Here is a 13,055-nt window from a genome sequence, read left to right as displayed (position 1 = left end):
TCAAACGCCACCGTGCCGTCGCGACCAGGTACGACAAGCTCGCCGTACGCTACGAGGCCACCGTCCAGATCGCCATCATCAACGACTGGCTGACCCGCTTATGAAACACGCCCTAGAGCGGCCAGAGCTTCACTCCTGTCGCCGGGGTCGGTCATGGCCCGGGCGACGGATTCTGCGCGATCAGGGTCACCGGCATGCGCCATGGCTGTCACCAACTCGATCCAAGCCCTGGCTGCGTGATAGAGATCCCTGATGCGGCGAATGATCGCTTCGGCCCTATCCAGGTCACCGGTAGCGGCGACCGCCTTTACCAACTCGTTCGTTGACAGGAGGCTGGAGCCGTCAGCCACGGCGAGTCGCTCGGCATGATTCAACTCGCCGACGGCGACCAGCATCTTCAGCGCTGCATCACGCGCATGGGTCTTGGCAGAGACCTCGATCACGTGTACCGCGTCGAAAGCCAGGCGACGGGCGCGCGCCCTGTCACCGGCCGACATGCAAGAACGCCAGATGCGGGAACAGGACCGCGAGCAACTCCGAGATCATCACCGACCATGATCACCAAGCCCGACAGCGCTACCGGGGCGAGATCACGCAATTCATACCAGAGCCCACATTCGCGCGTCTTTGACGGCATGGATACGCTCGGCGAGCTCGATGCTGGGGAGCATCTCGGCCCACGACCGGACGTAGCTGGCGGCTCCTGCGGCAGGGGAGACCCACAGGCGACCCGCTGACCGGTCTAGGCCTCGAGTTGTCGTGGCCGACAAGGTTCTGCGCTACAACGCTTCCCGTCGGCCCTCAACCGGTGCACTTCCATGCGGCTTTGGCGGAATCTGGCGAGAAAAACCAGGTGATACGACCTATAGGTGCCAGATTATGCATAAATCCACCGGAACCCATGCTTTCGGATGCCTGCGGATGGGGGGCGGTGGTCTGGGTGGGAACGGGCTCTTTCTCGCCGAGAATTTGGAATTCTTGTACAAGGCGTTCACTGATCGTATATGTCTTAGCACGTCCATGAAATACGCGGCATCTGCCCGGTGGCCTAGGCGGGTGGCCGTTCTGTGTGGGGAGTTGTGCATGGAAGCGGCGACGGAGCCGCTGCGGGAGACGATTCTGCGCCGGTTGACGCAGAATCTCGCCCCAGACGCGTTGGCGCTGTGCGCCGACGGCGACGACCGGCCCGACCTCATCGTGGTCGATCGCGCCTATGGGCTGGTGACCATCGACATTGACCTGAACGGGCACGATCCGGCGGCGCGCGAGCCGTTCTCCCGGCTGAACCGAAAGATCTCGGATCTACGACTGGAAGCGCCGATCCTGGAGCTTTTCCGGCCCCACCGCCTCGTCCTCTTCGGCGCCTGTTCCGAACCGCTCGCCGCGCCGTCGCGGGGCGGGCCGCCACGTGCGCTCGGCTTCGCGGACGTAGAAGATGGAAAATGGCTGGCCCGGCTGGAACCGCGTCCACTCGAATCGGACGATCTGACGTCGCTGCGTTCCGCACTGGCACCCACCCTGACCTTCAACGTTCGCTCCCGCCGGGGTGCATTCGATCCAGGACGGGGGGAGCGGCATCGGCGGCGGATCGAGCTGGACGCCCAGCAGGCCGCTGCCGCCACGATCCCGGTGGACGACGTGCTCCTGCTCTCCGGTCCGCCGGGTAGCGGCAAGACGCTAGTGCTGGCCGGGCGGGCACGGCACCTGGCCGCCCAGCATCCTGGCTGGCGCATCGTGCTCCTGTGCTACAACAACGCGCTGGTGCCGTACCTGCGCCGCCTCGTCGAGGACTACCCGAATGTCGAGGTTACGACGTTCGGGAAGTTCTCCCATGCCATGAGGCATCGGATCGCCCTCAACGACCCGGAGCAGGCTGAGGAAGATGTGGCCGCAGCACTGGTGAAAGGCATCGCCCACACCGTGGACGCCCTGCTCATCGACGAGTCCCAGGACTTCCACGAAGCTTGGATCAGGTTCGCGCTGGCGACCGTGAGGCCAGGCCGCGGCGGTGCTGTTCTCGCGGGTGACCCGAGACAGGCCCTCTACCGAGACGCGGACCGCCCTCCGGCGCTCACCGGTCGGCGGGTAACGCAACTACGGCTTGAACGTCCCTATCGCAGCACCCGGCAGATCCTCCAGGCGGCGTCCACCACGCAACCGGATGCCGAGCCGGCGGCAGACGACGCGGTTCTGGACGGTGAGCCGGTCGAACTGATCTGGGCGGAGAGCTGGAACGAGCAGGCCACCGCCGTGGCGTGGGAGATTCGTCGCATGCTCGACCACGGGGAGCGGGAACCGCAGGACATCGCCGTCCTCATCACCCAGTGGCGAGGATCGCTCGGACGCCTGCGGGCAGCCCTCGACGGGGCCGAGGTGCCTTACCTCGTCGTCACCCGCAGCAATGCCGCGACCTTCGACCCGTGCTCTCCGGGTGTGAAGATCATGACGGTGCACTCGGCCAAAGGCCACGAGTTCGACGTAGTCGTGTTGTTCGGTCTGGAGACCCTGCCCAGCCCTTCCGGCGACGACTCTGAACGCGATCGGCAGGCGGCCCAGCGCGGCAAGGTCGGCTTCGTCGGGATGACCCGGGCCCGTGACCAGCTCCTCGTGACCTACACCCGAGACAGCCCGTATCTCGGCCGACTCCATGGATGCGCAGGAGTCCATTCATCGACTTGGCCCGATGACTATGAGGTGTGAGCATGGCTGAATTGACAGTGATGGGGGAGTACCAGGGCCCCGGCGAGCGCAAGACCGCCGAAAGCCTTGCCCGTGACCTCCCCGGCTCCTGGCATGTGATCGCCGGTCGCAAGCTGAGCGGTCCCCGCCGCGACGACCTCGATCTCGTGGTGGTCGGAGACCACGCAATCTTCGTCCTGGACGAGAAGGCCTGGGGGCCGCGCATCGAACTCGGAGATCAGTTTTGGCGGGTCAAGGGGGAGGAACGTCGGAATCCGCTGGACCGGGCCAACCACCTGGCACGAGTACTCGCAGGTCAGCTCCGCTCCCGGGTGCCTGGCTACGGATCGAAGGTCCGCGGCCGTCCTGTCATCGCTGGCATCGTCCTGTCGCACGACACCGTCGAGCTGGTGGTCGGCCCGACCTACGCCGACGGGGACGCCGTCGTCAAGCTCGCCGACGCCGCGTTGTGGCTGCGGGACCAGGACGATGCGTGCGGAACCGGGCTGCAGGCGATGCGGGACGAGACAATCGCCTTCCTCCTCGGCCTGCCTGGACGTGAGCCGAAGCCTGAGCGCATCGGGCCGTACCAGGTGATGGGTGAGATCGAGCCTATCGAAACGGCCCGCTGCTTCCACGCCAAGGACGGCGATCGCACGGTGATCCTCCGGTGCTACCCGATGCACGGGTGGGGGCCCGATGCATCACCGCAGGGGATCACGGAGCGAGAGCGGCTGGCCCTCGACCGGCTGGAGGAACGCGACCGCGCCTGGCAGATCCACCCCAGCTTCGAGTACGAGGCACGGCAGTGGATCGTCGTGCCCGTCGTCCCGGCGCGCGGCAAGAGCCTGGCCACCTCGCTGCGGATCGATGACCCCATCAGGGAGGACGGTCGGCTGCAGCAGCAGGTGGCGATCGACGTGGTGACCGATGCCCTCCGAGGCCTGTCCGAAGTACACGAAGCGGGGCTGGTGCACCGCGGGCTCTACCCCCGCCGCATCTTCCTCGGCCGCGGTCTGCGAGTGAAGTTCAGTGACTTCTACCTGGCCCGAGTGGAGGGGGAACGCACCATCGCTCCCCAGATGAGTGCCGACGCCGATCCCGGCGTGCCGTATCGCGCGCCGGAGTGCCGCGCCAGCATCGCGAACGCGACACCGGCCTCGGACGTCTACTCCCTAGCGCTCGCGCTCAGTGGGTGGGTGCTCGGTGACCTGGCTGCCGAACCCCAGGTAGAGGAGGTGCGAAGGGCCATCGCACGAACTCCCGTCGTCGGTCCCGTCCTAGCGGACTGCCTTGCTGACGACCCTCGCGAACGTCCTGACGCCGCCACGGCGGTCACGCGGATTGGGCAGATCGTCGAGGCGATGAACAAGGAGCGCGTTACGGTGGGGGAAACTGGCGCCGCAGAAGAGTTTCGGGTCGGCGGCGTCGTCGCCGACCGATACCAGATCAAAGAAAGCCTGGGGCAGGGTGGCTTCGCGCACACCTGGCGGGCATGGGACACCTCCGCAGAGGCCGACCGGGTCATCAAGCAGTTCCATGACGACGCCGCCGCCTCTCATGCTCAGCAGGAGTACAAGGCCGCGGATCGCATCCGGCATGACCACTGCGCCCGGGTATACGACATCAGCCGCGACAAACCGGGCTACCTGGTACTGGAGTACATCCCTGGCGACAACCTGAGGGACTTCGCCGCTGCTGGCTCGCCGAACCCTGAGCGGTACCGGACGATCGCCTTGGACGTTCTGTCTGCCCTCGCTCACCTGCACGACCGCAACCTCGTGCATCGTGATGTCACCCCGACCAATGTAATCATCACTCCGGAGGGTCGCGCCAAGCTCATCGACTTCGGAGTCGCGGGCCGCCCTCGGGCGACCACCGTGGTCGGCACACCGCCGTTCATGGCCCCGGAACTGCGCGCTGCACAAGGCGCCACCGTACAGAGTGACATCTACGGGTTCGCGGTCACGATGATCTACACGATGCTGGGGCGCCCCGCCTACGCCGGGGACCCTGCTCGCGGCGACGACGACCGGGAACGGCTGCTCCCGCCTACCGACGACGAACGCCAGGCTTGGGGGCCGCTCGGCGAGGCGATGCTGAACGTACTCTTCACCGCCGCCCACGCCGACCCCGCCATGCGTCCTGCGTCTGCAGAAGAGCTGGCGGCCGAGCTGCGGCTGCTCGACGAGATCGTCGCGCCGAAGGGGGAGCGTCTGATTAATCCGGTGGTGGACAACCTGCGTGGCCTCTACCGGGCCAGCAGCGTGGGCAACAGCGGTAATCGCGGCCTGGACGACGAGTTCGCGCACCGGACCTACGTGCCGACCTTGTTGGACACCGAGCTGCTGCCCGCGATCGCCCGGGGTGAGCTGCGCCTGGTGCTGCTAACCGGCAACCCCGGTGACGGCAAGACGTCATTCCTGGTGAAGACCAGCGAAAGACTCCACCAGGATGGTGCACAAATCATCAGTGAGAACGCTGCCGGATGGCGGATGAACCTGAATGGTCACACGTTCGTGGCCGTCTACGACGCCAGCGAGTCGCACGATGGAAAGTCCTCCGATGATCTGATGCGCGAGGCGCTGGACCCGGCTCCAGAAGAGGACCCGCAGCGGCACACCGTCCTGCTCGCGATCAACGATGGGCGGCTGCTGCAGTTTTTCACCGACTATGAGGACCTGTACGAGGACGATGCTCGCGAGGTTCTCAGCCAGATGTCGGGGAAGCCGGCCGGCGATGAGACGATCGCGCTGGTGGACCTGAAGCGGCGCACCCTGGCCCGCAGGCCCGGCGATGCCCCCAGCCTTGCCGGTCGCATCCTGGACAGCTTCACTGCGCCGGAGCAGTGGAAGCAGTGTGAGAGTTGCCTGTCCCGGGACATCTGCCCCATGGTGCGGAACGCCGCCGAGCTGCGCGGCCCGGCGCGGGAGGCCGTCGAGGAGCTCGTCGCCACTTCGCATTTGCGGCGCCAGCGCCGCGCCACGTTCCGGGACGTGCGCTCGGCCCTGGCCTGGCTGATCACGGGCGACCGGTCCTGCGACGGCGTGCACCAGGCCCGCGAACGGGGCATGGACCTGCGCCGGGCCGGTGACGCCCTTGTCGAGGACCTGGCCTTCGACCCCCGCTCGGCCGACTACCTGGTGCGGGAGTGGGCCGACCTCGACCCAGCGAACACCGCGGCACCGGATGTCGAGCGGGCCGCCCGCGCCGACCGGTCGGTGGTGGCCGACCCGACGGCCTTCGGAGACCGGGACCGTGAGCGAGTCCAGCGGCGACTCTTCTTCGGCCTCTGGAGCTCTGGTGGGTTGGGACGCAAGACCGTCCGAGTCTATAGGCATCTCGGCGAGTTCGAGGAGGCCTTGCTCGGTTCCGGTAAACGGCCCGAGGAGATCCGTGGGCGGGTCCTGCTAGGACTGAGCAGACTGCTGGGCGCGCCAGGTTACCGGGGCGGTGACCTGGCCGTAGCCGACCAGGGGGCTGGCGGCAAGTGGGCGGTGCTCAAGGAGATCCCGGCCACGGAGTTCTCCCTCGAACGGGTGGAGCACCCTTCTCAGTACGTCGAGTGGCGTCCGGATGCACTCCGGCTCGATCACGTCAGCAGGCACTCCCTCACCCTCACCTTGGACACCTTCGAGCTGGTGATACGGGCCGCTGACGGGGAGCTGATCGGGGACAGCGCCGCCGACTCCGTCCGCCAGGAGGTCGAGACGTTCGCCGCCGCGCTGCGGCGGAGCCCGGCCAATGCCGTCAGCATCGTCAACCCCGCGGGGACGGCACGGCGTGCGATGACCGTCGACCGGCGCATCGTCTTGGAGCGAGCATGACTATCGTCATCCCAAAGCAGCTGCGCAGTCTTGAATTCACCGAGCTGACGCTGGTGGAGCTCAACGACATCGACGTGGACCGCCTGCTACCACACCTGTGGGAGTTGGTGGTTAAACAGGGCCGGATGTCGTCAGCGCCGAAGGACGCCGACGACTACGGCCACTACCTCGGCGCGCTCGCGGCCAACGAACACCTGGAGGGGTTTGACGACGAGCATGGCATGAAGGTGCTCGACGGATGGCTGCGATCGTCCATTGTGCGGATCGGTGCCAAGGGGCGGGCTCGGTCGGGCACGCAGATGGACTACATCCAGCCGCTGACCATCGCCAGCTACCGTGCGGGCCTCCCCAAAACCCGCCGCCATCGCCATGCGCACACATTGATCTACCACTTGCTCATCGAGCGGCTGAAGCTGCTCGGCGTCGAGGCTCCGGAGAAGAACCTCCGATACGCACTTGAGAAGGCGGTCGGAGCTGGAGTAAAGATCGGCGTCGACGGCCAGTGGGTACCGGAGTACGACGGCCGGACCGACATCGACATCAACGCCCTGCTGTCGCTGTACTTCCTGGAGGAGTTCACTCCACTCGGCGCGCGGGAGGCCACCTATGGATTCCGCAGCAGCGTCGTACCCGGAGCCACCCGTGGGCTGGCCGGCGACCTGCTGGACTACCTCGTCGCCTATGGGGGCCGACTGACTCCGTCGGCCTTCGTCGACCGGTTCGCGGCGCTGATCTCGCTGCGGCTGTTTCAGTTGCCGCTGCGCGTCGCCCGGGCGACGCGGCATGTCCTCAACACCGGAGAGCAATCCGAGGACATGAGAGATGACGCCGATGTCGCCAACCCTCTGGAACTGTACTGCGACTTCACGCGGGTACGCGGGTCGGCATCGGACGAGCTGGCCCGTCAGTGCGTGCTGCGGGACCTGGAGATCATGAGCGGCTTCATGCCCGACCGCCTCTTGCTGCGTTCTTTGCGCGAAGCGGCTTTGTCGACCCTTCGGAAGCGCGGCGAAGAGATCAGAAACCTACCAATGCCGGACAGCCTGGTGGCCATGGTCGGCCTGCGGGAGGACATGCGGATCAACACCTACGCGGACATCAGGATTCAAGAGATCGAGGCGGAGACGGAGGAGAATGGCACCGATGAGGACCTGGAGTTCATCGCTTCGGTGAGGGACTCCGAAGCGCTTTCCATCGAGCAGCTCACCACCCTGTTGGTCGAAGGATTGTCTCGCACAGCCCTGAAGAACCAGGTCGGGTGGTTCTCGTCCACTGGCGGGATTAAGAAACCGTACGGGCTGATCACCGGTTCGCCGAACTCCCGCCGATCGTGGCGGTACGCGCCGTCGGACGACCTGATGTACGCCCTTCTCCTGGTCTGTTTCACCACAGCCCAGGGTCCCGAGGTCCGCCTTCGCGGCAGGATGCCCATCGTGGAACTGCTGAAGGTTCTACGCGACCGGTTCGGTATTCTCATCGACCGCCCGCCGGCCGCCTTCGATAGCGTGGACAATCGCGCTGCGGCTGCCGCGAATCTCGAAGCGTTTAAACGCCGGCTCCGGCTGCTCGGCTGCTTCGACGGCCTGAGCGACGACTTCTCCGCCCAGTACGTCCGCAACCCCTTGGAGACAGAGTGAACGCAGAGCTGCCGCGGACGTTGATCGACCGCATCGCGGGCCACCTGGGGAGCCGCCTGGCGCAGCGGCGGCCGGGACACTGCGTCCGGGTCGACGACTTGTCCACCGTGGACGCTCATGCCGTCGCCGACGAGGTAGAACGCCACCGCATCGAATGCCAGGTTCACGTGCTCGCGCATCTCGAGCCGCGGCACCCGCTGGAGATCGGAGCCGACCGGGCGATCGAACTGCGCAACCGCAAGGGCCGTCCGCTGCTGCTGCTCGTTCCGGCAGGCGCGGGCCATGCGGCCAGTTCGCTGGACAACTCCTTCGAACCACTGCCGCTGATCACCTTGCTCACGACGGTCACTGAGACCCTCGAGAAGGAACTGTCGGCGACCGCCGTGGCCGCGCTGGTCAACGAGGTCAAGCGGGTTCTCGGGCGCACTCGCCAGGTTGAGACTTGGGCCCGCTTCCTGGGCGCGGTCGCGGCGGACCCGAGTGTCCACACGGTCGGCCGTGAGCTGTGGCAGGTCGGGCTTGTCCCCGATCTGGGGGACGACGGAACCCAGGCACGGCTGCGGCGCAACGCGAAGGCGGTCGCGGCAATTGCCCGGCCAACGCGGCCGACCGCACGGGTCGTCGACCGCCTGGCCGAGGGAGAGGTGAAGGCCGGCTCGTTCCGGCAGGAACTGCTGGCGTTTCTCGAACGGCAGCCAGCCGGAATACTGGCCAACCCGGTCACGTGGGGCCGTGAGATCAAGGAACGTCATGCAGGGAGGCTGACATTTGAACACTGGCCGCTTACGGAGGTCCAGCAGGCCGGCTTGGAGAAGATCAAGGTAACTCCGTTCCGCCGGGACGACGGTAAGGTCGATCCGCAGTGCAAGCTCCGGCTGTCGGACGATGACGGTCAGCTGTACTGCGACGTCGCACCTGACCAGCCCGGCAAGGTGACCGTCAAGTGGGCGACCGAGCCGTCCAAGACGACCTCGGTCGCGTCATGGCGGGTGGAGATGCTGCCTCCGTCCGACCTCCGTACGACTGATACCCCGCCGGTGGCCACCACGAAGGTGAAGGGCGACAAACGGCGGGCGACGCTGCGAGTGGACCTCGGAGAGGACGACCTCGCCACGGGCACGCTGTTCGTGATCCGTGTCCGTGCACAGGACGCCGACGGCAACGACCTCGACCTGCACGATGAGAAGGCGGCGGCCGAAAGCGACCAGTTCGAGGTCAGACTGCACGACCACATGCCCCCGTCCGTCCTGCGCGCGGCGGGTGCCGCTTCCCTCCCCGAGGCGGTGCTCACCATCGCGATCGACACTGGCGGAGACCTGACCGAGGGCACTCCGGCATGGGACGCCGCCCGTCAGGTGTTCGATCTCCGGGTCGGCAGCCGTCGCGCTCAGATCAAGGCTTCGCGGGTGATCGTCGAGCTCCAGCGCCGGATGCTCAAGTCCCCCGATGTGTTCGCCTTCGACGTCCACTCCCCGCTCGGCGAGCCGATCGACCCGGCCGAGGCGGAGCAGCGCCTGCTGGAAATCCCGCAGACCCTGGCCGATCGCCGCCGGAAGTTGCTCACCACCCTCGAGGCACGCACACCCCGGGATGTGGTCGAGATGTTGAGCTGGGACGACGAACTTCTCGACCAGGTACGAAGCTATGTGCAGAGCTACCGCCGGATCCTGGACAATGCCGCACCGCAGACGCGTATCGCGCTCCTGGCGATGGACACGCTGGCGGTCCGGGTCGGCACCGCGACTGACGAGGTGCGGGGGCTCGTCCTGCTACCCACCCACCCGCTGCGCCTGGCTTGGGTGGCGGCGCACGACCAGTTGCTGCGCGAATGGGCCGGCGAGGTCGCCCAGGAGGGGAAACGTAGGTCGAACCGGGCCGGGCGGGTCGATCAGGCGATGGTGTCCCGACTGTCGCCCTCCAACATGCCGTTCGTCATGGTCGATCGTGACGGGAAGGCGCTCGTCTACACCGAGGAACTGACCCACGGAACGGCCCTCTACTTGCCTCCGGACGTCAAGGAACCACAGTCCGCCTCGGACGTCATCTGCGGGGCGATCGAGATCGCCCGTGACAACGTGGATCTGTCGGTCTCCGCCCAGGCGCTCGGTGACCGCATCCGCAGTTACCGGGACGCCCATCCCGGCACCGGGACACTGCGGATCATGGCAGTCAACCCAGGTTCGGGGTCGGTACTGCGCAGGGCCCTGCAACCGCTCGTTCTGCCTGATGAGGCACCCGAACAGGACGGCCCGCCGCCGCACGATCCGCAGCGCCTTGAACTCATCGCCTACAGCGACCGGCTTTCCTACACTGACCCGGTCGCCGACCTGCGTGAGTTGCAGCGGTCCGTCGCATCAGGAGAGATCCGGCGCACCGCCACGCACCTGGTGCCTTCGATGGGCTTGTCCGCTCGCGATCTGGGCCGCCTGGCCGAGGACCGCGAGGGACACCACCTCGCCCTGGTGCAGGACATGGCCCGTGGCCAAGTCACCGACCCGGCAGCGGAGGTCGGCCCATGGACCACGACCTTCCAGGATCTGCTCACCCCGCTGCGTTCCGAGCGCGCGCCTGATGGCTCCGCCACGTGGTTCGTGACGCCGGCGCTGAAGCCGCGCGGTGCCGGTCGGCTGGAGGCCGACATTGTGGGGGCGCACCGCGCCCACCAGGCCGCCGTTGCCGCCCACCTGGGCCTGAGGGCAGCCGTACCGGCGCTGGCGATCCAGCTGGATCCGCAGGACCTGCGCAGGCTCCGTGCCGGCCATAACCGCGCGGATTGGGTCGTCACCCTGGACCGGGGGATCGGCCCGGAGCTGTTCGAGGAGGTGACCACCGACGAACTGGACGACGGCCGTTACCTTCTCGATTACACGCCGGACTTCCTCGAAGGGCTCGGCAAGAAGCTCACCGTCACCACCGCGCATCACGGTGAAGTACGGCGCATCCTGGGTGAGGCCATGTGGGCCCTCGGCCTGGCTCAAGATGAGAAGTCGGTGTCGCATGCGCTCAGCCGACTACTGCTAGTCTCCGGCAGGCTCGCGCTGCGCCTGCTTCGGGAGACCTCGCTGTCCGTCGAGGCGGTCAGTCTGGCCGCTGTCATGGCGCATCTCGAGCTTCGTGGGCAGCTCGACGGCCGAATCGTGGTGCCCATCGACGCGCATCCGGAGATCTTCGGCGTGCGGTCCGGGAATGAGGACGAACCGGCTCGGCGATGTGACCTGCTGCTCGTCAGCATCACCCAGCGTTCGTTGCGTATCGAGTGCATCGAGGTGAAGGGACGGCGTGCGGCACAGCTGCCGGAGGCCTTGGCCGACGACATCGTCGACCAGCTTGAGAACACCGAAAGGGTGCTGCAACGCCAGTTCTTCGCCGTCGACCCGCCGCGGCTGGACGGCGCCCTGCAACGTTCTCGGCTGGCCGGGCTGCTCCATTACTACGCGGAACGGTCCGCCCGCCATGGTCTCATCGAAGCTGGTCGGCTCACCGAGCTACACCGCAACATCGACCGGATCGAGGAATCGGCCGAGCCCGCCGAGATCGGCAAGACCGGGTATGTCATCAGCCCCGGCGGCGCCGCCGGTTTCCCCGCTAAGCACCGAGACGTGTCGATCAAGGTTCTGACTGCGGGCGACCTCGGCAAAGCCGGCTTCACCACGGTCGGTGGTGCGGCCACTCCGCCAAGCCCGGAAACACCTCCTGAGTCGTCCCAGAGCACCGACTCATCACCGGCCGCTGCCGGGGAAGCCGCCGCGAAAGAGTCGGCGAGCGATGCGTTCTCTCAGGCACCCGACGGCGACAGCGCGCCTGTCATCTTCGAAAACGCCGACCAAGACGAACCTGCTAAGCCCTGGCCCTCCACGGTCGAGGTAGAGCTGGGCAGGGATGCCGGGGGCGCACCGGTCATCTGGAACATAAGTACGAAGGGGAGCCCACACGCCTTCGTCCTGGGCATACCAGGCCAGGGCAAGTCGGTGACCACCCGAAGGATCATTGGCGAGTTCGCCGGTCAGGGGCTGCCCTCGTTGATCGTAGACTTCCACGGCGACATGGCGGCGGCCCCTCCACCGGGAGCCCAGGTCATCGACGCCGCGGAGGGGTTGCCGTTCAGCCCCTTTGAACTGCCGTCGGCGGAGACACGCTCGCGTACTGAGACCGCGTGGGAGGTCGCCGAGATCATCGGATATGTCTGCGGTCTGGGCGAGATCCAGCGCAGCCATGTCTACGACGGGCTACGGAGTGCCTACGAGATCGCCGGGGGCGTCCCCAGCATGCAGCAGTTCGCTGCCGCAGTGGAACAAGCGGAACAGGTGGCACGTGGCCGGCACGCCCGGGACCGCATCCGGCCCCTGACTGACTTCGGCTTGTTCCCGGACGAACCATCGGACACCTTCCTGGCCTCCTGGAACAGCGGAGCGGTCGTTGATCTGAGCCGACTCAACCTGGAGACCGTGCAGCTCGCGGCCGGGGCCTTCCTGCTTCGGAAGATCTATCGGGAAATGTTCCGCTGGGGACAGGCGGATGTCCTACGGCTGGCCGTCATCCTGGACGAGGCCCACCGGCTGGCAAAGGATGTCACCCTGCCGAAGCTGATGAAGGAAGGGCGCAAGTACGGTGTCCCGGTGGTGGTCGCCAGCCAGGGAACGGCGGACTTCCACCGGGACGTCCTCGGTAATGCTGGTACTAAGGTCATCTTCCGAACGAACTATCCGGAATCCAAGACCACAGCCGGCTTCTTGCGAGGTCGGGAAGGGCAGGACCTGAGCCAGCAGATCGAGCAGCTCGGAGTCGGCAGCGCGTACGTGTCAACCCCAGATCACGTGCGGACCCGCAAGGTGTATATGCACCGCTGACAGTGAGGATGTAGGTGAGCGCCTCCCGGCCGGGTCTGACCTACCACTGACTGACTTCGGGTCTT

The 13,055-nt window shown here is 66.6% G+C and carries 5 protein-coding genes; 4 read left to right on the top strand and 1 reads right to left on the bottom strand.

Annotation, left to right across the window (positions count from 1 at the left end; all coding sequences use genetic code 11):
• Nucleotides 1–98: 98 nt before the first annotated feature.
• Nucleotides 99–497 (bottom strand): hypothetical protein, encoded by a 399-nt coding sequence (locus tag ACFXJ8_RS40235; RefSeq protein ID WP_379650237.1) that lies wholly within the window; start codon nt 495–497, stop codon nt 99–101.
• A gap of 586 nt (nt 498–1,083) precedes the next feature.
• Between ACFXJ8_RS40235 and ACFXJ8_RS40230 the strand changes: the two genes are divergently transcribed.
• From ACFXJ8_RS40230 to ACFXJ8_RS40215, 4 genes are read left to right on the top strand one after another with little or no spacing between them, the layout of a single operon-like run.
• Nucleotides 1,084–2,700 (top strand): 3'-5' exonuclease, encoded by a 1,617-nt coding sequence (locus ACFXJ8_RS40230; RefSeq protein WP_379650235.1) that lies wholly within the window; start codon nt 1,084–1,086, stop codon nt 2,698–2,700.
• Between the two features lie 2 nt (nt 2,701–2,702).
• Nucleotides 2,703–6,506, top strand: coding sequence for a protein kinase (locus ACFXJ8_RS40225; protein WP_379650233.1), 3,804 nt, complete (start codon nt 2,703–2,705; stop codon nt 6,504–6,506).
• Entirely contained in the window at nt 6,503–8,143 is a 1,641-nt protein-coding gene (locus ACFXJ8_RS40220) for a hypothetical protein (RefSeq protein WP_379650231.1), read from the top strand. The genes ACFXJ8_RS40225 and ACFXJ8_RS40220 overlap by 4 nt, the downstream gene beginning before the upstream one ends.
• Nucleotides 8,140–12,990 (top strand): ATP-binding protein, encoded by a 4,851-nt coding sequence (locus tag ACFXJ8_RS40215; RefSeq protein WP_379650229.1) that lies wholly within the window; start codon nt 8,140–8,142, stop codon nt 12,988–12,990. Before ACFXJ8_RS40220 ends, ACFXJ8_RS40215 begins: the two co-directional genes overlap by 4 nt.
• The last annotated feature ends 65 nt before the right edge of the window (nt 12,991–13,055 follow it).

Origin of the sequence: Nonomuraea sp. NPDC059194 (assembly GCF_042754765.1) — a bacterium.
GTDB lineage: Bacteria > Actinomycetota > Actinomycetes > Streptosporangiales > Streptosporangiaceae > Nonomuraea.
Note: the sequence above shows the minus strand (reverse complement) of the source record. Positions and strands in the feature narration are given on the sequence as shown.

What these genes read in the sequence shown, in the direction of transcription:
- ACFXJ8_RS40235 (WP_379650237.1), bottom strand. Translation starts at nt 497, where the DNA reads ATGTCGGCCGGTGACAGGGCGCGCGCCCGTCGCCTGGCTTTCGACGCG.
- ACFXJ8_RS40230 (WP_379650235.1), top strand. Translation starts at nt 1,084, where the DNA reads ATGGAAGCGGCGACGGAGCCGCTGCGGGAGACGATTCTGCGCCGGTTG.
- ACFXJ8_RS40225 (WP_379650233.1), top strand. Translation starts at nt 2,703, where the DNA reads ATGGCTGAATTGACAGTGATGGGGGAGTACCAGGGCCCCGGCGAGCGC.
- ACFXJ8_RS40220 (WP_379650231.1), top strand. Translation starts at nt 6,503, where the DNA reads ATGACTATCGTCATCCCAAAGCAGCTGCGCAGTCTTGAATTCACCGAG.